General features: G+C 68.6%; 17 protein-coding genes. 7 read left to right on the top strand and 10 right to left on the bottom strand.

The genetic code is table 11. The annotated features are described in order from the left end of the window. The first annotated feature begins 4 nt into the window (after positions 1 to 4). The 3 genes from AC6JA9_RS24100 (at position 5) to AC6JA9_RS24110 (ending at position 3,734) form a co-directional block, all read left to right on the top strand. Positions 5 to 1,660, top strand: coding sequence for a hypothetical protein (locus AC6JA9_RS24100; protein ID WP_497957898.1), 1,656 nt, complete (start codon positions 5 to 7; stop codon positions 1,658 to 1,660). 260 nt (positions 1,661 to 1,920) lie between these two features. Then, positions 1,921 to 2,403: a hypothetical protein gene (locus tag AC6JA9_RS24105; protein ID WP_223747320.1), complete on the top strand. Its 483-nt coding sequence runs from the start codon at positions 1,921 to 1,923 to the stop codon at positions 2,401 to 2,403. A 65-nt stretch (positions 2,404 to 2,468) separates the two neighbouring features. Beyond that, the gene (locus tag AC6JA9_RS24110; RefSeq protein WP_497957899.1) at positions 2,469 to 3,734 is read left to right on the top strand and encodes a cytochrome P450; all 1,266 of its coding nucleotides are present in this window, start codon (positions 2,469 to 2,471) and stop codon (positions 3,732 to 3,734) included. A gap of 49 nt (positions 3,735 to 3,783) precedes the next feature. Here the strand turns inward: AC6JA9_RS24110 and AC6JA9_RS24115 are convergent, their stop codons facing one another. Then, positions 3,784 to 4,614, bottom strand: a complete 831-nt coding sequence (locus AC6JA9_RS24115) for a hypothetical protein (RefSeq protein WP_497957900.1) — start codon at positions 4,612 to 4,614, stop codon at positions 3,784 to 3,786. 333 nt (positions 4,615 to 4,947) lie between these two features. Then, positions 4,948 to 6,045, bottom strand: a complete 1,098-nt coding sequence (locus tag AC6JA9_RS24120; RefSeq protein ID WP_497957901.1) for an energy transducer TonB — start codon at positions 6,043 to 6,045, stop codon at positions 4,948 to 4,950. Positions 6,046 to 6,285: 240 nt separating this feature from the next. Between AC6JA9_RS24120 and AC6JA9_RS24125 the strand changes: the two genes are divergently transcribed. Continuing rightward, positions 6,286 to 7,875, top strand: coding sequence for a hypothetical protein (locus tag AC6JA9_RS24125; RefSeq protein ID WP_497957902.1), 1,590 nt, complete (start codon positions 6,286 to 6,288; stop codon positions 7,873 to 7,875). Between the two features lie 161 nt (positions 7,876 to 8,036). On the opposite strand, the gene AC6JA9_RS24130 is transcribed toward AC6JA9_RS24125, so the two are convergent. From AC6JA9_RS24130 to AC6JA9_RS24165, 8 genes are all read right to left on the bottom strand, one after another. Next, positions 8,037 to 9,266 carry a cytochrome P450 gene (locus AC6JA9_RS24130; protein ID WP_497957903.1) on the bottom strand — a complete coding sequence of 410 codons (1,230 nt, stop codon included), beginning with the start codon at positions 9,264 to 9,266 and terminating at the stop codon, positions 8,037 to 8,039. 111 nt (positions 9,267 to 9,377) lie between these two features. After that, complete coding sequence (locus AC6JA9_RS24135) at positions 9,378 to 10,850, bottom strand: hypothetical protein (protein ID WP_497957904.1); 1,473 nt, start codon at positions 10,848 to 10,850, stop codon at positions 9,378 to 9,380. Positions 10,851 to 10,891: 41 nt separating this feature from the next. Continuing rightward, on the bottom strand, positions 10,892 to 11,794 hold the full coding sequence (locus AC6JA9_RS24140) for a TIGR02996 domain-containing protein (protein ID WP_497957905.1): 903 nt from the start codon (positions 11,792 to 11,794) through the stop codon (positions 10,892 to 10,894). 25 nt (positions 11,795 to 11,819) lie between these two features. After that, positions 11,820 to 13,253, bottom strand: a complete 1,434-nt coding sequence (gene ltrA, locus AC6JA9_RS24145; protein ID WP_408888341.1) for a group II intron reverse transcriptase/maturase — start codon at positions 13,251 to 13,253, stop codon at positions 11,820 to 11,822. A 596-nt stretch (positions 13,254 to 13,849) separates the two neighbouring features. After that, positions 13,850 to 14,737: a hypothetical protein gene (locus AC6JA9_RS24150; protein ID WP_497957906.1), complete on the bottom strand. Its 888-nt coding sequence runs from the start codon at positions 14,735 to 14,737 to the stop codon at positions 13,850 to 13,852. A gap of 38 nt (positions 14,738 to 14,775) precedes the next feature. Continuing rightward, on the bottom strand, positions 14,776 to 15,654 hold the full coding sequence (locus AC6JA9_RS24155; RefSeq protein ID WP_497957907.1) for a hypothetical protein: 879 nt from the start codon (positions 15,652 to 15,654) through the stop codon (positions 14,776 to 14,778). A gap of 202 nt (positions 15,655 to 15,856) precedes the next feature. Further along, a complete protein-coding gene (locus AC6JA9_RS24160) occupies positions 15,857 to 16,360 on the bottom strand; it encodes a hypothetical protein (protein ID WP_497957908.1) in 504 nt (167 codons plus the stop codon). Between the two features lie 160 nt (positions 16,361 to 16,520). Further along, entirely contained in the window at positions 16,521 to 17,108 is a 588-nt protein-coding gene (locus AC6JA9_RS24165) for a PadR family transcriptional regulator (RefSeq protein ID WP_497957909.1), read from the bottom strand. 206 nt (positions 17,109 to 17,314) lie between these two features. Here AC6JA9_RS24165 and AC6JA9_RS24170 point away from each other — a divergent pair, with 206 nt between their 5' ends. Genes AC6JA9_RS24170 through AC6JA9_RS24180 form a run of 3 tightly spaced genes read left to right on the top strand, consistent with a single transcriptional unit; the run spans position 17,315 to position 21,766 of the window. Next, a complete protein-coding gene (locus AC6JA9_RS24170; RefSeq protein ID WP_497957910.1) occupies positions 17,315 to 19,162 on the top strand; it encodes a hypothetical protein in 1,848 nt (615 codons plus the stop codon). 1 nt (position 19,163) lies between these two features. Next, positions 19,164 to 20,165 carry a hypothetical protein gene (locus AC6JA9_RS24175; protein ID WP_497957911.1) on the top strand — a complete coding sequence of 334 codons (1,002 nt, stop codon included), beginning with the start codon at positions 19,164 to 19,166 and terminating at the stop codon, positions 20,163 to 20,165. An 8-nt stretch (positions 20,166 to 20,173) separates the two neighbouring features. Beyond that, on the top strand, positions 20,174 to 21,766 hold the full coding sequence (locus AC6JA9_RS24180; RefSeq protein WP_497957912.1) for a DUF1501 domain-containing protein: 1,593 nt from the start codon (positions 20,174 to 20,176) through the stop codon (positions 21,764 to 21,766). The last annotated feature ends 16 nt before the right edge of the window (positions 21,767 to 21,782 follow it).

Here is a 21,782-nt window from a genome sequence, read left to right on the forward strand (position 1 = left end):
CCCCATGTCACCCATGTATCGTCTTGGAGTCTTTATCGGGTCGCTCCTGCTGGCGGGTGTCGCCTCGGCGGACCGCCCCCCTCCTGATGAGGTCATCTCGTCCCTGCTTCGACGCCACGAGCATCAGGCGCAGCTCGTCGCGGCGCTCTCCACTCTCTTCGTAGATCCGAGGTTCAAGGAAGCCCAGCAGGACTGCTGGGGTACCTCTGAGACAGAGCTTGAGGATGCCAGCAACGCCCTCTCTGGGCTCGACACAGACATCAAAAGTCTCGGCGACGCCCTGAAGGACTTCCAGCAGAAGTGCCTCGGTTCCGACACCTCTGACCCCATCTGCTCCAAACTGGGAGAGCAGGCACGCACGCTCGAGAAGCTCGAGAAACGGCTCCGCACGCGCAAGACTGAACTCTTCCTTCCGCGAAGGAACGCAGCGACGCGACTGCAAACACACCTGCTCGCCCCCTCCCCTTCCTACACCTGCGCGACGCTCGCGAAGGCGACGGCCGAGGCCCTCGCTTCGAGCACCTCCCAGGTCGCCTCGCATTGGAGGGAGCAGGAGTCCTTGCTCAGAGCCTCGTTCCTCTTCCGCGCCGTCTCCAGCGACGTCCTAGCCACCACCTCCTCCGCGCTTGGATCCATCACCTCCCAACCCCTCGGGCTCGTCGAGCGCCTGGGCGGTACTGACCAACTCTCCCTTGCGCTCTCCGGTGGACTAGGTGCGGCCCACGCGCTCTCCGGAGGCCGGCTCCAAGTCAATCTCCCCAGCATCATGAACAGCCTGTTCACCAACGAGGACGACATCACTGGCAAGAGCAACACAGGCGCGCACAACGTAGACAAGGGGGAGTCAGGCCTGAAGCACAGCCTCGGGTTCCGCTTCGAGCTACCGCTCACCCGAACTGCTGTCACCGAGCCCTTCCCAGACGAACATCAGCGCATCGCTTATCAATACGGACTGTGGGCTCTCTGGAACATCCGGGACCTGACCGACCCGCGACGCCCGGAGCGCGAGCAGTGCTACCAGTCCGCCGAGGCACTGAGTCCCAGCCTCGGCACGGAGCCCGAGAAGTTGGCGGTCCTCGAGCAACAGCGGTACGCCCTGTACTCCCTCTGCGCGAGGCAAGCCCTACCGACCTGGCGGCTCGGGGTGCGCGCGGGAGTCACGCTTGAGACGAGCCCCCGACTGCTCGCCCCCCCCACCGACACCCAGCCACCCAGCCTCCCCGACGTTCGCGTCGGCGCTGCGGCGCTCGGCCTCATCTACGAGGTGACGCCCTGGGTGGCCTTCCAGCTCATGGGGCGCCGCATCTTGCCCGACTCCCTCAACGAGGGGAGTGCCGCCATCCATATCGGCGGAGGCATGGGCGGGCGCCGATACGGCATCGAATCACTTGTTCACGTCGGCATCGACTTCTCGACGACCTGGCGAGGCGCCAAGGAAGACGACGCGCCCACCGAGTTCTCCGCGCTCGCGGCCCCCTCCCTCGCCGTGCGGCTGGGCTCCTACGGCGCGCTCGGCATTTCGGCGGGCCGAGCTTTCGGCGGCCCTCGGGCGGGGTGGACCGGCTCGCTCGCGCTCGTCTGGGATATGGACCGCTACATCATCCCCGAGCCACCTCCCCTCACCTCCCTACTTCGCGCCTCCGAGCCCATCCCGCGCTGACTCGTGCGGGCCGATGGGCAGCGCCGTGGCATCCTCACGGATTCCAATTCCGAATCAGTCGCTCACTCCTGGCGTCGGCCCTCTTCCGCCATGAGCCCCGCCTGCGGACGTTTGAGTCTGCAGCAGTGTGCCCGTCGAACGGAGGCGATGTCGTGGAGCGCTCGACAGCGAGGGCGTCGAGCGCGCGGTCGACTGCCGGGGCGCGGAGAAGGCGCATTCTCCGCTCCGTCCCACCGCCGTCGGAGGGTATGAAGAACCGCATGAGTGAAGAGCGTACGCCCGCCGAACCCGAAGTGATGGAGCCCACGTTCTGGCGGAAGAATGGTTGGTCGGCCCGCGTCATCAAGAACGAGGAGGATGACGGCTGGGCCGTGGAGATCCGCAAGCAGGGCATCCCCGAGCCCGTCCTCATCAGCCCGTGGGTCATGGGCCGCGACAAGAAGAACCCCAAGCCCTTCGACGCGCCCGCGTTCGCGACCTTCGTGAAGACGGCCTCGGAGGTCCTCGACCGCTCCGCCCGACAGCGCGACCAGGCCATGACCCGCAAGCTCTCCATCGCCTGGGAGGGGCGCTGGTACGAGGTCCGCATGGAGCTGGTGGCCGACGAGTATGAGCCCCACGCCCTGCTCTCGGCCATCGACGACGCGGGCACCACGGTCGCCAAGCATCGCGTGCCGATGAACTTCAAGTTCAACAGAGACACCGCCAACGCCTGGGTGCGCGGCGGCTTCTCCGAGCCCTGAGCTGGCGGCCCTCCCTTGGGTTAGGCTTCTGCCCTCCGACCAATCTTCGAGGGAGGGCAGCACGCATGTTCAAGGACAGCGCCGCGTCAGGACTCGGGTCCGAGTACCGCCCGCTCGAATCTCCCCAACTCGAGAACCCCCACCCGTTCCTCGCGCGTGCGCGGCGGGAGGCGCCGGTGTTCTTCAGCCCGGCGCTGGGGGCGTGGGTGGTGACGCGACATGCGGACATCAGCGCCGTGGTCGCCGATACCGAGCGCTTCTCCTCCGCTGAATCCATCACCGTGGGCGCCGCGACCACGCCTCCCGAAGTCGTCGCCGCGCTGATGGACGGCTACCCCCTGGTCCCCAGCCTCGTCGACAATGATCCGCCCGCGCATTCGCGCTTCCGCGGCCTCGTCAGCAAGGCCTTCACCGGGCGGCGCCTCGCGCAGAAGGAGCCCTTCATCCGCGCCCTCGTGGACGAGCTCATCGACTCCTTCCGGAACGAGGGCAAGGCGGACCTGTTCCTCCGGTTCGCCCATCCGCTGTCGGCCAGCATCATCGCGGAGATCCTCGGCATCCCCCGCGCGGACATCCACCGGTTCCGGCGCTGGTCCGACGAGCTGACCACGGTCCTCGCCGCCCATGGCCCCATCGAGCACCAGGTCGCCTGCGCCCGAGGCGTGGTCGAATTCCAGCGCTACCTCGCCCAGGCGCTCGAGGAACGCAAGACAGCGCCCCGGGAGGACCTGCTGAGCGACATCGTCACCGGCTCGCGGGAGCTGACGCCGCCCATGAGCATGGCGGAGCTCGTCAGCATGCTGATGCAGGTCCACTTCGCGGGGCACGAGACGACCGCGGGCCTCATCGTGGGCGCGGTCGAGCTCCTGCTCGAACATCCGGAGCAGCTCCAGGCCCTTCGGGAGGACCCGGCCCTCATCGCGGGCGCCGTCGAGGAGGCCGTGCGGATGACCTCCCCCGTGCATGCCATGTTCCGGACCGCGCTGGAGCCCGTGGAGCTCGGGGGCGTCCCCATCCCCCAGGGCGCCCACATCCGCATCGTCTACGCGTCCGCCAACCGCGACGAGGCCCGGTTCCACGAGCCGGAGCGCTTCGACGTCCGACGGCCTGACGTCAAGAAGCACCTCGCCTTCGGACAGGGGCTGCATTTCTGCATCGGCGCCCCGCTCGCGCGGCTCGAGGCGCGCCTGGCGCTGGAGGCCCTGCTCCGGAGCCTCCCGGGGCTCCGGCTCGTGCCAGGGCAGACGCCGGGCTTCTTGAAGAGCGTCACCGTCCGGCGGCACGAGAGCCTGGAGGTCGCGTGGGAGGTCCACGCGACACAGCCTCGCTGACGACCGTGCTGCTGTCGCGAGGAGCCTGGGACCGACAGCTCCCCCGGTATCAGGGGCCGCGCCACTGGTTGTAGTTGGAGCGATGCATGTTCGTGTGCCCGCGCTGCTCCTGCTGCGCCAGGTACTTCTCGAAGGTGTCCCAGACTCCACCCTCCTGCAGCTTCGGCCCGTAGGTGTCGAGCGCGGCGGGCCATCCCAGGTTCTGGATGCCATGCGCCATCATCTGGTGGTGCATGGACAGGCCGTCGTACTCGGAGCGCTCCGCCTCGTGGGCATAGCGTGTCTCTCCCGCGTTCACATCGGACGGGTCCTCGAACTCGCCCGCCAGCGCCCGCGCCTTCAACGCGTCCGTCCGCGGCGTCTGCAAGGCATTGGTCATCTCGAACGCCATCATGCTGGCGCGCCGGGGCGACGGCGTCACCCGCTCCTGGATGAGAATCTGCCGGGCCAGCGGGCGCCAGGCCGCGAGCGGGGCATATGGGTCCGTGTTCCCGGTGCTGACATTGACCGAGCCTTGTTCGAGGATCGACTGCACCCATTGCTGATAGATGGGGTTGCGCAGGAACTCCTCATGCGCCCTCCGATCGAAGTCCGCGTACTTCGACGGGTCCGCGTCCACCACGTCCTCGCTGTCGCTGTCACCCTCGCGCTGGACGACGCCGCTCCCGCCCCACGACATCCGCTGCACCGGCGCCGCGCGAGGCCCTCCGTCGTACGCGCGCTGACGCTGGAGCTGCGCCTGGACCGAGGGGCGCTGATTGAGGCGCTCCGCCAGCATCCCCAACGCGCTCCCTCCCGCGGAGAAGCGCTGCGCGACCGGCCTCGCCGCATGCGACTCCAAAGCCCGTGCTGACTCGACCCGTTGAATGACGGTGTGCATCGCTGGATGACCTCGTGAGGGTTCACGGCGCCCGCGCGGAGGTGCATGGGCTCACGAGATGATCTCCAACCGCCACGCGGCTGTCACGCCACGCACGTCCGCGACGAGGCGAGGCAGCGAGAGCTTCGCCATGGCGACCCCACCTCCTCGGTGCGGTGGAGCATGAAGCGGGAGCCTCCCGCGACGTGGGCCTGGGCGCTCGCGGATGAGAGGAATCATCGAACCGCGCATCCTCGCAACCCGGCGCTCGCGGCTTCCTTCTTCACGCGTAGGCGGCGCCGGGAGAACTCGGCACCAGCCAGGTCGCGTGAGGCAGGACGACGACGCGGCGATTCAGGGCGCGACAGGACTCGGCGCGGGCGGGGACCCACCCGGGCAGTCCCGCTGGTAGTCCGCGAGGGTGCGCTCGAACCGCTCCCGCTCCTCTCGCGGCCACTGCTCCTGGAGCCTCGCCACGGCTTGCCGCTGGTCCGCCAGCGCCTCCTCGCACCGCCCCATCCCCCGAAGGACCGCGGCGGAGGTCTCCAGCACATAGGCGTTGCGCGGCGCCAGTTGCCGGGCCACCCGCACCCTCGGCTCCGCCTCCGCGTGGCGCCCCGCCTGGACGTAGTGCCATGACAGCTCGTTCGCGGCCCACCAGTACGTCGGTGCCAACGCGTTCAACCGCTCGAGCGCTTCGACATAGCCAGGGGCCTCGGGAGTCTGTGAGCCCAGCAACTTCGCCAGGTGCGACCAGGCGTCGGCGCTCCCGGGGAAGCGGGCGACGCGCATCCGGACCCACTCCAGCTCCGCCTCGGGAGTCCGGTTCTCGAGGGGCATCTGGAACTGGATCCGGAAGAGGCGCGAGGTCGCGATGGGATGCCCCGCGAGCATGGCCGGTTGATACCGGGTCGCGGCGAAGACCTTCACCAGCTCCTCTCCGAACTTCGGGAAGAGAGACTCCACGACCTGGAGTTCCCGCGCGCGTCCGTCCGTGTCCACCCGGCCCCGGAGGACGACCACCTGCGGCTTGCGGAGGAGGAAAGCCTCCCTCGGGATGTCCGGCATCGACGGCCCCTCCACCCGCTTCACGGGCTGGAAGTTCGTGAGCAGGAACTCACAGGCGTCGAACAGGTCGACGGCGCAAGCGGCCGACAGCGTCGCGGAGGCCTGCCGCACCTGCGCCTCCGTGGGCGCGCCCTTCAACAGCGCCACGGCCTCGACGAAAGCCTCACGCGCCCTCTCCGGCGCGACGCCTCCCTTCGCCCCCGGGTTGAACAACGACGCGGGCGGCAGCTCCGAGGGCTCGCGCGGATTGCCTTCCGGGTCCAGTTGGTACGCCATCGCGAGGGAGAGCTGTCCATGACTCGCGGGGAGTGACGGAGCCCCCGAATGGGCACAGCCCGTCGCCCACAGCACGACCGACAAGGACACGATGAGAGTGTGACGCATGGACGGTCACGCTACCCTCAGCCCGCCCCTGGGGCCACCGCCGACGCGGCTTCGTCAGCCCTCCGTCTTCCACTCGCGCACGAACCCGTCATGGAGTTCTTGGACCTGACAAGGTCAGCGGTGGTGCATCCCACCGCCCCAGCGAGTCCTGGGACAGGGCCGAACGTCCCCGCTCCTTCCTTCGCCCCGGGGGGCCCTCCACAATCCCTGGCCTCCACGTGGCATGGACAGGAGCCCCGCATGCGGACCCAGATGGCCCGGTCAACCCACGAGCGCGCCAGGCAGCCCGTGATGCGCGCGGGGCACACGACGGACTCCCCCCACGTCAGCCAGTTGAGAGCGCGTCAGGGAGAGCTCGACCAGAGTCCTCGCGTGCGGGCGCTGTCGCGCGTCGGCACCTCGCTCAACCCGGGCGCACCGAGCTCCGCCGCGCCCATCCAGCGGATGGAATGGCGAAGGCAGGGAGCGGGCGTCGTCCCGGAGGACACCACCTACGCCGGCCCGGCGCCCGACCTCGCACTGATTCCTCCGGGACTGCTGGAGCACCAGATCTGGGATGACGCCACGAACAACATCTACGACGGCGCCACCGGGCTGCTTCGCGCCAACCATCACGTGCCCCAGCCGGGAGACGCATTGGTTCCAGGGGACCTGCAAGCGCAGTTCGACATGCTGAGCGGGGGTCCGCCCGCCGCGAGCAAGAACGTTCTCAAGAACTATCTCCCCAAGCTCAACACCCTGTCCAAGAACATCGGGGCGTGGATGGCCAAAGAGGCGCCTCCGGGTAGCGAGGAGGAGATGGCGGGCCTCAGGCTCAAGGCGCGAATCGAAGCCATCAAGAGCCGCCCCGTGCTCCGTGAACAGCCGACCCTCCCCCCAGACAACGAGAGCGCCAGGGCCTCGTTGGCGCTGGGCGGCGCGGCCAACAGGCTCCATGACCACGTCAAGCCTGGAACCGACACTCCCGGGGCCCCCATTGACGTGAACGTCATCGACTCCGCGATATCCGAAGATCCCACCGGCCGGACCCGCTCCGTCAGTACTGGCGAGCTGACGCCCAGTGGTGACGGGCTCATCTGGTGGGCTTCGGCGGCCCAGGGCCTGCGCGAGGTCGCGGAGAGCAAAAAGACAGAAAGCAAGTTGCTCAGCCTGCCGGTGGGCTCCGGGAGGATCCCCATTGGCGTGAAGGGCCCGAGCAAGAGCCTGCCCAAGGGAGAGTTCATCGTTCTCGGACATGGCGCGCCGATTGCCTACGACGAGAACCCCAACCAGCAGGGATTGCGAACGCCCGGCAACGCCGGACCGGAGCACAAGGTCAGCTATCCCGAGTTCCTCAAGCGACTGACCCATCTGCAGGCAGCAGAGAGCGTGGACGACCCGGTGCTCGCCAAGGCGATGCTGGCGATGGTGAAGAACCCCGCCGAGGATCCTCCGGACGCGCTCGCCAGCTTCCACGACCTGCTGAGGGAGATGCTCGTCACCTGGATGGTCGCTGAGCCCGCCCGACACCGCTCCGTCATCTTCAACAGCGTGCTGAGTCTCCAGGAGATCGCCAACGGAACCCACAAATTCGCGGACATGCTCCCGGACGACGGCCTGTATCCGATGACCGGCGGAGGCACCGCGAAGGCAGGACGGAAGGCAGAGGAGTCCGAGAGAAATCTCTTCGCGAACAAGGCCGCCCACCCGCCCACGAAGGTCGAGAACCGACAGAAGGACCAACTGAAGCGGACCGCCACGGGCGGAGACCTCTCCTCCCCGCTCGAGCAGGTGCTCTTCGAGCACGGCATCGGAGGCACCCGCCTGCGCTACGTTCCGCAGGGGCCCTGAGCTGGGAGCAGCAGTCGCTCATCACCCTGGTGGCCATCCTGGCCCTGGGCCCCACCCACCCCGCCCTCCCTCGCGGCCCGCGCTTCGTCCGACCACTGGAACTGGTCTCCCCTCCCCTTCCAGGCTCCCCAGGGTGACGAGACTGGCGGACAGGTCCTGGGTCACGCGAGGCGCGCCGGCAGGGGCTGTCCCGTCGCGGGAGCAAAGACCTCGACGGGAAGCGTGACCGGCCCACGGACGATGAGGGAGGTCGTCCAGTCGATGTGCTCCGTGCGGAGCTCCAGCCGCTCCACCCGGGAGACGAGCTCCTCCAGGGCGACGCGCGCCTCCATCCGCGAGAGCATGGCCCCCAGACAGTAGTGGGCCCCATGTCCGAAGGAGAGGCGCGGCGGGCCCTCCCGCTCCAGGATGAACCGGTCGCCGTCCGGAAAATACTTCTCGTCGCGGGCGGCGGAGGCCAGCGACACCAGGACCAGGGCCCCCTGGGGCAGCTCCACTCCGGCCAGCGTCACGTCCTGGGTGCACAGGCGCAGCGTGGACATCACGCTGGGCTCGTAGCGCAGGGTCTCCTCGACGAAGCGAGGGATGAGAGTGGGGTCTTTGCGCAGGCGGAGCAGCAGCTCCGGATGTTGGAAGAACACCCGCGCGCATTGGCTGAGCAGGTTGACGGTGGTCTCCAGCCCCGCGACGAGCAGCAGGAAGAGGAAGCTCATCAACTCGTGATGGGTCAGCGCCACCCCGTCCATCCGCGCCCGGAGCAGGTCGCTGACCATGTCATCCCGCGGAGCGCTCCGCCGCTCGTCCAGCACGCCTTGGAAATACCGCTCCATCTCATCGAGGGTGCGGTGCTGGCGCTCCATCCCCACTGCGCCCTCCGGCTGGACTCCATTCATGGTGACGAGGACATGGGTCCAGCGCATGAAGTGTTGCTGCAACGAGGCATCCAGCCCGAGGAGCCAGCCCATCACGGTCGCGGGAATGGGCATGGCGAAGGCGTCCACGAAGTCCACGTGCTTCTTGTCCATCATGTCGGCCACGTGCCGCCGGACGACCCCGCGCAGGCGGGCCTCCAACTGTGCCAGCGCCGCGGGAGTGAAGGCACGGCTGATGAGCGCGCGCAGTCGCCCGTGCTGGGGCGGATCCAGGAAGAGGAGCGAGTCGGCGAAGGGGTTGACGCGCTGGAGCCACGGCGGCTGCGCGGTCAATCGCAGCCCCTGGGACGAGAAGAGGCTCGCGGACTTGAGCACCTGCTGTGCCTCGTCGTAGCGGGTGACGAGCCACATGCCACCGGGGTCCACCTGGACGACGGGGCCACGGCGTCGCAGCTCCGCGAGATGAGCGTGAGGCGACTCCAGGTATTCGCGGGACAGGAGATCGAGGCGGGTGTCCATGGGCGTGGGACCTCCACCTGGAGATGGTAGGGATTGCCAGACATTGCTCAAGCGAGCGCGGGAGGGCAGTCCGCCACCGGACAGATGAATTGTCCTTGGGCCCAGCGGGCCTCACCCCCACTCGACGTGAGCGTAGGCCTCCGTGGCCTGCTTCAGCTCCTGCATCTGCCAGGGCTTGAGCCTGCGCTCGCAGCGCACGCGAAGCCCTCGCGTCCCGAATCCTTCCGCCGCGCGAAGGACGTCCACGAAACGGCCGACGGCCTCTTCGCTCACCAGCGTCGCCTCGATGGGCACCTGCTCCGCGGGCCGCACCGTCAGCCGCCATGCGGCCTGCCTGTCGGCATCCAGGCGCTCCAGCTTTCTCACCAGGGAAGAGTTGGCGCAGTGGCGCAGGCCCACCGGGTCCGCGTCGCGGAGCTCCAGCCACGACAAGCTCGGCAGCAGCGCCAGCTTCTCGAACGTCTTCGACCAGCCAACCCCAGGCCCGGCGACCAGATGGGCCCCGTGCCCTCCGCACTCACACAACTCTAGCCTGCTCACGGAAGGATGGAGGTCCAGGTCGTGCGCCGCCGCGAAAGCCATCCGACGAATCCGTCGGACACCGCGCAGGTGCGCATGCATGAACCACTCCCTGTCGAGCCCTCCGCCCCAATCAATCTCACGCACCGTGCTCCACGCGACGCCCGGCTCGGGCCAGGGCGGTTGAAGGGTGGCTCTCCCACCCAGTTGGACAGCCACTGGGAACCCTCGCTCGAAACGCGTCGTGCCCGGCATGACGAGCAGCCCCAGAGGCTCCTCCCAGCTCGTTCGATGCGCCGCGAGCAGCGCGTCGACCCGGGCCTCATCGGGAGCGGGCGAGCATTGCAGCACGATGAACTCGCCCCAGGGGTCTCCAAGGGCCACCAGCTCATCGGCCATCACCAGCCGCGCGGCATCGTCGTCGAGCTGGGCGTAGACCTGGGGCAGCCACTGCTCCCGGATGCTCGCGCGGCGCCGCTCGTGGTCCCCTCTCGCGTCGAGCGCGTTGCGCACGTCCCGCAGCACGGCCTCGGCGCGCGCACCCAGGACCGGAGGCACCCACTCACGCCCCATCCGGATGATGAAGGCGAGCCGACCGGCGGATTCGTTGTCCGGCGCCAGTCTGGTTTGCAGCGCCTGGAGCGGCGCGATGTCGAAGGGCGGGCCCACGTGCTTGAGCGCCAGACACAGCTTCGTCAGGTTCAGCGGAACCTGGAACTCGGGCCGCCCGGACAGGCTCACCAGCGCGGGCCCGAGCTGCGGGTTCGGGGACATCCGCAGGACCTGGTCGAGGTAGAACATCTCCAGTGTCGAGGACCGCCTTGTCTCCGACACGAGGGTCGACGCCATGGCTCTGGGAGTGACCTCCCGCGTCCCGTCCGGCGACGGCTTCTCGTTGCCCTCCGCGTCGAGACGATTCGCGACCAGGCGCTGCTCGACCTCCTCACACAGCTTGACCAGCGCCGGTGAGCGACACACCCGCCAGGCGGCCAACAGGGCGCCGAGCGCCTCGTCTTCGTCGTACCGGGCAAAGGACTCCGCGGCGCGCTCCAGGTGACCCAACACGCTGTCTTCCACACCACCACTCTACCGCGACGTGGACACGCTCACATCCATTCCACGTGGGAGAACCCAGACGCGGCCCGGCGCAGGCGCTCGACGCGCTCGGCATCGAGGCTGTGCTCCCGGCGCACCCGCAGGCCCCGGGACCCGAACCCCTCCGCCGCGCGCAGGACCCGCTCGAAATCATCGATGGCCCGCTCGCTCAGGAGCGTCGCCTCGATGGGCACCTCCGCGCCCGGCCTCACCGTGAGCGACCAGCGTCCCTGCCCGACGATGTCGATGCGCGCCAGCTTCGTCGCCAGCCTGGAGCCCGCGCACAGGCTCACATCGTCCAGGTGCGCGTCACGCAGCTCCAGCCACGACAGGCTCGGCAGCAGGGCCAGCCTGTCGAACACATCCGCCGCCACGGGCGTGCCGCGCACCTGGGGCACGACAGGCCCACACAGCTCCAGTCGAGTGACGCCAGGCGGCTGCCCCATCAACCGGGCCCAGAACAGCTCCACGCTCCGCATCCTTGTCACGCCCCGAAGGTGCGGATGCGCGAGCCACTGTCCATGGACCACAGACCACGCGAGCCCCACCCAGTCGATCTCCCGCACCGAACACCAGGCCGGTCCTGGCTCGGGGGGAATCCGACGCGCCGCCTCTCCCGACATCCGCACCGCCACGGGCAAGCCCCGCTCGAACCGGGTCGTCCCAGGCTCGACGAGGCCCCCCAGGGACAGCTCCCAGCTCCGGACATGCTTCGCGAGCAACGCGTCGATGCGCGTCGGGTCCGGAGCGGCGGAGCACTGGAGCACGATGAACTCGCCCAGGGGGTCGCCCACCTCCAGCAGCTGGTCCGCCATCACCAGCCGCGTGGATTCGTCCTCGGGGTTCGCATGGATACGAGGCAGCCACTGCTCCAGGATGCGGGCGCTTCGCGACTGCTCGTCGGCCTCGTTCATTGGTAGATGGGTGGCGCGGTACCGGTCAGCGGCCCGTTTCCACCCGCCTCCTTTCAAACCGTACGTGCGGTTTTCCCGCATACGGCTTAACGAGAGTGTTGTCGTGCAGCATGCACGGTTTCGGGTAACGAATCGTCCCACGCAATCGGTGGAGCCCCTGTCCCCAGAACCATTCCCGATTCCACTCGTGAGCCTGTCCGGCTCGCAGGTTCCTTCCCCTGCGCTTCACCATGAACTGGTGCAGCCGCCTGCACACGTAGGAGTCGAGCTGATTGAACTTCCGGGCTGCATTCCCGCTGCGGAAGTAGTTGCCCCACCCTCGCAGCACCGGATTCAGGTCGGCGATGATGACTCGCACGTCCTTCACCCCGTACCGCTGACGACTCGTCAGCTCCTTCACCCGGGCCCTCACCCGCTTCATGCTCCGCGCTGACGGCCATCTGTGCAGGTAGTAGCGCTTGAGGCCACGCTCCTCCAGCAGCTTGCCCGACATGCGTTGATGCAGGTGACAGCCCAGGAAGTCGAAGCCTTCCTTGCCCTCGGTGAGTTCCACTCGCCGCGTCTTCTCCGGATGCAGTCGTAGCTTCAGCCTCTCGAAGATGATTCGCACTCTTCGTTCAGCCTCCTCGACAGCTTCGCGGCTTTTGCACAGCACCACGAAGTCATCCGCGTAGCGCACCAGCTCGCCTACCCGCGCGCACTGCCGCTGCCACACGCTGTCGAAGACGTGCAGGTAGATGTTGGAGAGCAACGGAGAAACCACTCCGCCCTGCGGCGTCCCCGAGACCGTCTCGGAGTACCGGCCCTCTTCTACCACTCCCGCACTCAGCCACTGCCTCAGCAGCTTGAGCACCCTGCGGTCCGACACCCGTCGCTCCACCCGCTCCATCAGCAGCTCATGCTCGATGCTGCCGAAGTAATCGCGGATATCCGCGTCGAGCACGTGGCGACATCCGGCATTGACTACCTCCCGGATGCGCTCCAGGGCCTGCAACGCGCTTCGGCGAGGCCGGAAGCCATACGAGGACGGCAGGAAGTCCGCCTCGAATACCGGCTCCAGCACCAACTTCACCGCCATCTGCACGATGCGGTCCTTCACCGTCGGAATGCCCAGCGGCCTTCGCTTCCCGTCCGCCTTGGGGATGTACCGCCTCAGTACCGCGGGCGGCCTGTACGCTCCTGCTCGCAGCACCTCGCCCAGCTCCTCTACCAGCCGCTGCGCGCCGTACCGCTCCACCGCCGCCAGCGTGACTCCATCCACGCCAGCCGCGCCCTTGTTGCGTCGAACCCGCTCCCACGCTTCCCACAGGACGTCACTCCGGTGGACTCGGTCATACAGCGCATGGAAACGGCGCTCCTTGCACCGCTTGGCTGCCACGAAGAGCTTGCGCTGGAGTCGTCGAACTTTGTCGGTGGACTCTGGTCCACCGGGGAGATTGGAGCCGCCGTGGCGGCTCATGCCCTCGCTCTTACCTCCCACCCAAGCACCACTCAAGCAGGGGCCCTTCCCTCCGGGCGCGTTGTCCTGCACGCCCCTCATCGGTACTACGGCCCCCTCGGACTCCCGCTGCACTCCCCTCGCTTTCGCCTTCGGCTTATACGCGGGGCCCTGCCGCGACGACGGCTGCGCAGTCGGGTCTCTCCTGTTCCCCACCACTCCTTGAACACGTGCCGCGCCCCATACCCCGGGGAGTTCCGCTGCTTCACACCCGGACTCGTCCGCAGCGGACCTGGCCTTCACCGTGACATGCTCGGCTCGGCTCTCCCATTGTGTCTCTGTCGAGGCGGCAGGCTTCACTTCATGTTGCGGCCCGTGCTCTTGCTCCCTCCCTGTCGGAGGCTTTTGACGCCCCGCTGTGGCCTGCCGCCTCTCGGCGACCGGCTGGGGCCTGCTACCGGGCACTCCGGTGTCTACCCGGACGGGACTCTCACCCGCAGGTCTGGTGGAGCATGGACGTGCTCCTCTTTCTCGTCCTTCAGGACGCACCACGTCACCAGCCTATCGCAATCCGACAGCCCCGCCGCCCGTGGGGACGGCGGGACCGAAAAGCCCGACTACGGAACCGCGCTCACGTCGACGTCGATGATGCGCGGCTCCTCGGAGCCGTTGGGCCCCGTCACGCCGACGGTCCCGGCGCCCACTTCGAGCGTCAGCGTCCACTCACCGGTCGACAGCTGGGTGGGGACATACTTCCAGAAGAGGCGCACGTTCCCCGCGGTCTCCCCTTCCGCCAGCAGGGCCTCCCGGGCGCGTTGCTCGATCTCCGCGGTGGACAGGCGCGTGCGGAGCAGATGCCCCGTGCGGGCCAGCGGAGGCCAGGTGATGAGCGCGCGCTGGAAGGTGCCATCCACGCCGTGCGTCACCACCGCGCGGTGGCCCTCCACGCGGATGCCATTGATGGCGCGCACGACGAAGGTCTTGTGGCGGTGGAGGACAGGCGAGGTCTCCACGCCCTCCTCACGATGCTGGACGAAGGTCTTCCGCTGGAACACGGGCCCCATCTCCGCCGTGGGGATGCCCCAGCGCTGCAGGCGGGCCAGGGCCGTTCGCTGCAACACCGCGGGGTCCTGCGGCGTCGCCGGCCCGCTGCCCAGGTTGTTGAGCACCAGGACCTGGCCCTCGGCGGGGTCGCTCTCCAGCCGCCAGGTGCGGGACTCCCTGTCCCTGCGCGTGCCGAAGGCCTCCACGTCCGAGAAGGCCTCGGTCGAGCCCACCAGCAACCCTTGCAGCGACGCGTCCGTGAACGCGCTCTGGGTCAACAGGGTGGTGGGCAGGGCCCCCGAGGGAGGCGTGGCGATGCGGGTGGAGTCGAAGACGAAGCCGAGGGTCGCGGGCGCCACGTGGGTGTCGAGCTCCGCGGGGTCGACGGGCGCGCCGCTGTCGCAGCCGAGCGCGGCGGCGAGCGGGAGGGCGGTCAAAAGACGGATGAATGGAGTCTTCATGGCGTGGAGGTCTTTCCGGGCAAGGGCCTGGCGGGAGGTCACTGCGAGGGCAGCTTCATGCCGTTGTCGGGGTCGCACTCGTAGACGCCGTAGTAGGAGGAGCGGACCTTGGGGCCGGTGTTGTGGCGGTCCGTCCAGCCTCCGGACTCGTACATCTTGAAGCGCTTGGCCTCGGTCTCCCCGAAGACGATGGACACCGGGCAGTCGTCGTTGTTCTTGCCGTAATCGTGGTCGTAGAACTCGTCGATCCAGTTCTCGCCCACGCCGGTGCTGCGCGACTGGGAGACGTAGCGCCGCACGTAGCGCTTCACGAAGTTGCCGCACGATGAGTCCCCGTGGAACGCGTTCCACACGGTGAAGCTGCTGCTCGTCGGCGCGAGCCCGTTGTACCCGCCCGCCTTCCAGACCTCGAAGTCACCGGACTGGCACGCCTTCACGACGGCGATGTTCAGCTTGGTGTTGCCCAGGCGCATGTCGTTGGTGATGGCCGCGCAGCCATCCACGTTGCTGCCCATCACCAGCCAGCTCTGGTTGTAGCCCAGGTTGTGGCCACCGTGCGTATGCACGAAGACGACGTCGGCGTCGTCGACGCCCGCGTTGGCCCGGTCGTCCTCACCGTTCGGCGAGGAGACCAGCGCGGCGTCCCTCCAGAGGTTGGCGCGCGCGCTCCCGTTGTTGAGGGTGCGGACGTCCGACCACTTGCCGCTGTTCTTCAGCGAGGTGAAGTAGCCGGCGAACTCGGCCGCCGACTTCGTGTGGACCTTGTGGGTCTTGGCCTCGCACAGGCCGCTCGACGCGCTGCCGAACTCGGCGATGCCGTAGACATGGGTCTCGTTGGCCAAGGCCGCCGAGGGCAGCAGCAGCGCCCCCACGAGGGCCTTGCTCGTCCAATTCCGGGTGTGCTTTCGAGGTTTCATCGTCCAGGTCTCCCCCCATGCGGGGCATGAGTGACTGGGGCCGGGAGGCGCGCGATTCGGCGGCGCGCCAGTTCCGGCCTCGGCTCCTCAACGAAAATCCCGGCGAAATCCCCTCACCCACCGCGCACGGCCCCCGAGCCTCGCTTCACACGCGCGGCGAGGAGGTCATTGGATCGACCGCCTCGCCACGCTTCGTCAGCGACTACCAGCTCGTGTCGTAGCCGACGCCCGTCCTGAGGGACAGGGAGGTCTCATCGCAGCGGTGGTCGATGTTGCCATTCGCATCGTAGTCGCACTCATAGATGCCAGTCCCGATGTAATAGCTGTGGCCGCCAGCCTGCAGGGTGGTGCTGAGGTTGCTCCGCACCACCTGGTTGTACTTGTAGTTGTAGAACGTGGATTGATAGTTCAGCTGGATGGCGGAACCCAGGTTGACGGGGATGCTGCGCGCGCGGTCGGCCCAGAAGGTGGCGTAGTAGGCCGTCTCCACGTGGACATAATAGGTGTCCTGATACCGCGCGGTTTCGACCGCCTCGAGGGTGACGAAGGGCGCCGCGAGCAGCGCGTCGCGGTGGCTGTCGACGGAGGCGCCGCTCCTCTGCTCCGGCGCGCCGGCCGTCTCCGGATTCTGGGCATCGATTTCCGGCTGGCAGGCAAACATCAGGGGGGACAGCGCGAGCACTGCGGCAAGGAAGGTACGGTTCATGGGTTCGAGGTGTGACGTTGAATGACAGTCATTGGGCCGGACGGGCCGGCTCGGTTTGAATGAACAGACGAGGGGAACAACCCTGCGGAAAAGACCGTGAGTTCCTCCTTTCAACGAGAGTTCAACCGCCCTGGACATCCATGTGGCGGGGCCTGACCGCTCAGCGCGAGCGCCCCTTCTTCGCCGGCCCCGTCGTCGGCTTCAGCCGCCCGAGCGCCTCGCGGGCCTCGTCACACCAGCGCAGGTGCGCCTCCAGCCCGATCAGTCCCGCGCGAATCGACAGGTGCTCGTAGGCGAACTCCGGGTCGTCCTTCCGGGCGGGGCGGACCTCCCCGTCGATGAGGCGCAGCACCGCCAGCAGTGATTCCGCCTCGGCGCGGCTGCGCTCCACCTGCGCCAGCGAGTCCGCGGGTCCCACCTGGGCCCCGAAGAAGAGCTTGAGCAACAGCTCATTGCGCTCGACGTGGGGGAGCACCGGCCGCCGCAGCCAGTCCGCGAGCGCCTTCCGCCCCGCGGCCGTCACCCGGTACACCTTACGGACCCGGTCGCCCGACGAGCCGTCCTCCGGGTCGAGCTTCACCAGCCGCTCCTCCGCCATCCGCGCCAGCGTCGGGTACAGGTTGCCGTAGCTCTCCTGCCAGAAGTGCCCCACCGAATGCTCGATGGCGCTTCGCAGGTCATACCCACTCATCGGCCTCCGGCACAGCATCCCCAGGATGGCGAACCGACAGGTGCTCTCCCGCGCCATGACTGCCTCCTCCACCCAGACATATCAGACTGATATATCCGGCCGCCAGTCCCATGGCGGTGCGAGCGTCAGGTGTGGCGCGCGGGCCACAAGCTGGGGTGGACACTCCCCCGCTTCAACCAGACACAGGCGTTGAGAGGCATCCCCTGCCCACTCGGAGCGCCCGCGCGCGCGCCCATGGCATATGACTTGCGAAGGGGCCGCGCATGCCCCACCGAAAGCTCCCCCCTCCAGGGCTGGCCGCCGCGCGAGACGCGCGCACGCTGCTGTGGCTTCTACCGTTCCTTGTCTGGCTGGGCTGCTCCGGCAGCAGCTCGTCCGGAGGGCCGACTCCGAATGGCGAGGACGCTGGCTGCGTCGAGCCCCCGCCCGAGGAAGGCTCCGACGCGGGTGTGCCGGCCGACGTGCTCATCCCCAGCCGCCTGCTGCGGCGCAGCGCGCTGGCGCTGAGGGGCGAGCCTCCGACAGATGAGGAGTACGCCGCGCTGGAGGCCGCCGGGAGCGAGGCGGCGCAACGCGCCTACGTCTCGGCCTTCGTGGACACCACGCTCCAGGACCCTGCCTTCTATCGGACGCTGTTCGAGACCGCGCGCGACTGGTTCAACATCCCGCCCGTGGGGCCGACGGCGGATCCTCCGGAGTATGGCCTGCAACAGCAGCGCTCCATCGTCCGGTGCCCGGATGGCACCCCGAAGGCCGGCGCGTGGAAGTACTTCCGCGACGACAAGGATGCCTGTCTTGGCCTGAAGCCAGATGGCTCGCCCGCGGAGGAGCGCTCGCTCGAGGCGTGGTGGGCCCCGGGCGCGACGACGGTGCTGGTGGGCTTCGCGGCGAGCGTGTCACCCACGGGGCAGACCTACGACGCGAGCGGCTTCCCGGTGACGGTGAACTGCGCCACCGCGGGCCCCATCGCGAACTGTGGCTGCGGGCCCGCCGCCGTCCGCTGTCACGCCGACACGGGCAGCTATCCGGGCTGGGAGGACTACGGACTCCACAGCCCTCAAGGGCAGCGGCGGCTCGTCGCCGAGGAGCCCGCGCGGCTGTTCGCGCACCTCGGCTGGCATGACCGGCCGATGACCGACCTCATCCTCGGCGACTACTCCGTGGGACCCACGCGCCTGCAGGCCGCCTATGTCATGCAAGGCCTCGCCGGTGAGCTGACGTATCTGCTCGAGGACGACTCCTGGTGGAGACCCTCGCGCTTCGCCAGCGCGCCAGTCGACCCCCTCCACCGCCAAGGCGACCCGACAGCCTGGCGCGAGTACTCCGTGCCGGCCCGCAACCCCTTCTTCCTGGAGGAGCGAGACTACCGCTACGACCCCCGCACGCAGACCGCCGCGATGAAGGGCATCCCCGCCGCGGGCATGCTCACCAGCCTCGGCTTCCTCAGCGCCTATCCTCGTGAGCGGGTGCGCGGCGCGCGGGCGCTGGAGATGCTGGCCTGCGAGGAGCTCTCCCCTCCGCAGGGCCAGACGTTCAACGAGTACAAGCGGGACCCGGGCACGGAGGGGCCCTGCCAGCATTGCCACCGCCGGGTGGACCCCGCGGCGATCCACTTCAAGCGCTTCGCGAAGATGGGGCACGGCTTCGAGGGCCATGGCGCGACGTACCCGATGCCGGGCGTGGGCAAGGTGTGGCACTGGCCCGCGCGCTGGCGCACCGGCGAGTACCCCTATCACTCGGACCCGTTCAGCCACTGGAACCGGTGGTACATGCCGGACACGCTGCTGACGCCCGTGACCCAGGCCCAGGCTGACGCGAATCCGGAGGCCGTCTTCATCGACTTCCTCCCGGCGGAGCAGAACCTGCTGGGCCAGACGAGCGATGGGACGGTGGGGCCGCTGGGCTTCGCCAAGCTCATCGTCGCCTCGGGCTCGTTCGACCGGTGTGTCGTGCGTCGCCTGCACGCGCAGGTGATGGGGCGGGACATCGACCCGGCGAAGGAGGCGGGCTACCTGGAGGACCAGGTGGCGCGCTTCATCGCCGGGGGCCGCAAGGCCCGCCCGTACATCAAGACACTCACGCAGTCGGACCTCTTCCAGAGGGGGCGCTGACATGAACCGCTACGCATGGCTCCTCGTGCTTCCCTGGATCGCCGCCTGCTCCTCGGAGGTGACTCCATCCACCACCCGCGCGCAGGAGCAGTCGGCCTGCGGTACGCCAGCGACCTCGGAGACCCTCCGCGTCATGGAGGGCCTCAAGCCCCACTGCGAGGGCTGCCACGCACAGGGCGCGCGCGGATACTTCGCCTCGGTGGAGGCCTTCCAGGGTCTGCTCGTCGCGGACGTGCGGCTGGTGAAGGCGGGCGACCCCGACGGGAGCGAGCTGCTGCGGCTGCTGGAGGGCCGGGGCACCGGCGCCTTCAAGCAGATGCCCATCGGCCAGAAGACCTACGCGCAGCTCGTGTCGGAGGGCACCGCGAAGCTCCCCGTGGAGGCGGTGCGCGCCTGGATTCAAGGGCTCGGCACGCAGCAGCGCGATGCCCGACCCGACCGCGACGCCCCGCGAATCACCCGCATGAGCGCGGACCAGATACAGCGCGCGCTCTACCAACAGCTCGGGTTGAGGTACGACGACTTCTTCGTCAACGCGAAGGAGTTCGGCTTCGACATGGCGGAGTCACGAGGCGAGGAATACCTCCCGCTGCAGTCGCCGGACGCCATCCCCTCCCCTCGTCAGTACATCAGCGGCGAGCGCTACCATGGGCTGGGGGGAGGCTCGGTGATGAACCAGGTCTCCGCGGACCGGACCCCTTCGCCCACGCTGGCCCTGACGCTGACACAGGTCTCCCAGCGCTGGTGCCGCAAGGCCCTGGCCAGGCCCGACAACACGGCGCTGTTCCCGAAGGGCGCGGCGCGCTCGGCGGACCCGGCCGAGGTCAAGGCCACGCTGAAGCGCTGGTCGCTCCACTTCCTGGGAGAGCGCTTCACCGACGCGCAGGTGGACGAGCTGTACACGGACGTCTTCGTGGCGCTCGCGACGCCGACCGACACCGAGCCCGCCTACGTGGGCGTCTGCTCGTACTTCATCCGCCACCCGCACTGGGTTTTCTACTGAGGCCCGCCATGAAGCTCTCGCGTCGCAATCTCTTTCAAGCGGCCTTCGGGGCCGCGCAGGTCGGGCTGCTGGCACGGTATGGCCTGCCGTCGGCGATGGCGCAGTCAGCGTCGGGCCGGCCCACGAAGATGCTGGCCATCTGGCTGGTGGGCGGACTGCATTGGGAGTCCTTCTTCGCGCCGATGACCCGCGCGGGCATCCAGAAGTTCATCCCGCCCGCGCAGGGAGGCAACCAAGCCTACGGGTACAACCCCGAGCAGGTGGAGCACCTGGACCGCTCGCCAGTGGACCTGATGTCCCCTGGGCCCTCGCGCAAGCTGCGCGTGCCCGTCTACTGGAACTGGGCCAATCCCGCGGACAGGAACGGGAACAACCCCGTCGTCGGCAACGCCCAGGTGTATCGCCCGGAGGGCTACGTGTGGGCCAACCCGGCGTACAAGCTCTACGAGAAGGCCGCGCTGCTGGTGGGCGCGGACCAGGGGACGGCGGCGCACGCCAGCGGCCTCATCGCGAGCATGTCCGGTGTCGCCGGCTCCACCTTCCGGGCGCCGTCCGTGCAGGCTGTCGTGGCCAACGCGATGGCCTCACGCTTCCCGGACCGCCCCCTGCCCAACGTCGCCCTGGGTGGGCCGCTGCCGATGGCGCTCGGACTGCCCGCGCTGGCGAACCCGACGCTGCTCTCCTCGAGCGCGACGGTGGAACCCACGCTCTCCGACCGGCGAGACGGCACGTGGCACGGCCTGCGCGCGAGGAAGAACGAGCCGGAGCTCGCCTTCGACGGCACGCCGATGCCCGGCACGGTGCCCGCGACGGCCGTGGACGCGGCCCTGCTCAAGGCGGTGCGCCGCGAGCGAGGCATGTCCAGCGCCGGGACGGACGGGTACCTGGAGCAGCTCTACGACACGTACAAGGGCGCCAGTCGCACGATTCGCCGGGACATGCTGTCGGTGCTGGAGAAGACGCCCGCCTGGGAGAAGCTCAAGGCCGACCCCGCGTATCCCGAGGACTGGATGGCCTGCACCGGCTATGCGGATGCCTGCGGGACGATGCCGTCGATGGGTGACTATGCGTTCGCGCTCCAGTTGCTGAAGTCAGACCTGGTGTCGACCGTCACCTTGCGGGCCACGAGCATCGAGGGCTTCACCTTCGACTCCCACTTCGTCAGCGGGCAGATCGTCCATGCCCAGTACCTGCGCATCGCCATGGAGATGGTGGGGCGCATGTGCCTGGAGATGAGCCTGACACCGAGCCGCTCGGACCCGTCGCGGTCGCTGCTGGATGAGACGCTCGTGTATGTCTACAGCGACTTCGGGCGGACGTTCCCCAAGGTGGGCAGCGACCACCACCCCGCGACGTGCGCCCTGCTGGTGGGCGGCGGCATCCAGGGGAACCAGATGCTCGGCGGCTACGACGAGCGGATGGAGGGCTCGCCCATGGGCATTCCGGTGCGGCTCGTCGAGGAGTCCGGGGACGTCGTGACGCGGACGCCGAACTCGCAGGACGTGGCGGCGACGGTGCTGCGCGCCTATGGGCTCCAGCCCGGCAAGGACTTCTTCATCCCGGGTGGCTACGGCGTCTTCGACGGCGTCGTGAGGAGCTGAGTCAGCACCGCGGTGC

This window comes from Myxococcus sp. MH1 (assembly GCF_059738865.1).

Coding starts and splice junctions, on each gene's coding strand:
- AC6JA9_RS24115 (WP_497957900.1), bottom strand. CDS start 4,614: ATGCACACCGTCATTCAACGGGTCGAGTCAGCACGGGCTTTGGAGTCG.
- AC6JA9_RS24105 (WP_223747320.1), top strand. CDS start 1,921: ATGAGTGAAGAGCGTACGCCCGCCGAACCCGAAGTGATGGAGCCCACG.
- AC6JA9_RS24175 (WP_497957911.1), top strand. CDS start 19,164: ATGAACCGCTACGCATGGCTCCTCGTGCTTCCCTGGATCGCCGCCTGC.
- AC6JA9_RS24180 (WP_497957912.1), top strand. CDS start 20,174: ATGAAGCTCTCGCGTCGCAATCTCTTTCAAGCGGCCTTCGGGGCCGCG.
- AC6JA9_RS24155 (WP_497957907.1), bottom strand. CDS start 15,654: ATGAAACCTCGAAAGCACACCCGGAATTGGACGAGCAAGGCCCTCGTG.
- AC6JA9_RS24150 (WP_497957906.1), bottom strand. CDS start 14,737: ATGAAGACTCCATTCATCCGTCTTTTGACCGCCCTCCCGCTCGCCGCC.
- AC6JA9_RS24130 (WP_497957903.1), bottom strand. CDS start 9,266: ATGGACACCCGCCTCGATCTCCTGTCCCGCGAATACCTGGAGTCGCCT.
- AC6JA9_RS24165 (WP_497957909.1), bottom strand. CDS start 17,108: ATGGCGCGGGAGAGCACCTGTCGGTTCGCCATCCTGGGGATGCTGTGC.
- AC6JA9_RS24125 (WP_497957902.1), top strand. CDS start 6,286: ATGCGGACCCAGATGGCCCGGTCAACCCACGAGCGCGCCAGGCAGCCC.
- AC6JA9_RS24110 (WP_497957899.1), top strand. CDS start 2,469: ATGTTCAAGGACAGCGCCGCGTCAGGACTCGGGTCCGAGTACCGCCCG.
- AC6JA9_RS24120 (WP_497957901.1), bottom strand. CDS start 6,045: ATGCGTCACACTCTCATCGTGTCCTTGTCGGTCGTGCTGTGGGCGACG.
- AC6JA9_RS24170 (WP_497957910.1), top strand. CDS start 17,315: ATGCCCCACCGAAAGCTCCCCCCTCCAGGGCTGGCCGCCGCGCGAGAC.
- AC6JA9_RS24100 (WP_497957898.1), top strand. CDS start 5: ATGTCACCCATGTATCGTCTTGGAGTCTTTATCGGGTCGCTCCTGCTG.
- ltrA (WP_408888341.1), bottom strand. CDS start 13,253: ATGAGCCGCCACGGCGGCTCCAATCTCCCCGGTGGACCAGAGTCCACC.
- AC6JA9_RS24160 (WP_497957908.1), bottom strand. CDS start 16,360: ATGAACCGTACCTTCCTTGCCGCAGTGCTCGCGCTGTCCCCCCTGATG.
- AC6JA9_RS24140 (WP_497957905.1), bottom strand. CDS start 11,794: ATGAACGAGGCCGACGAGCAGTCGCGAAGCGCCCGCATCCTGGAGCAG.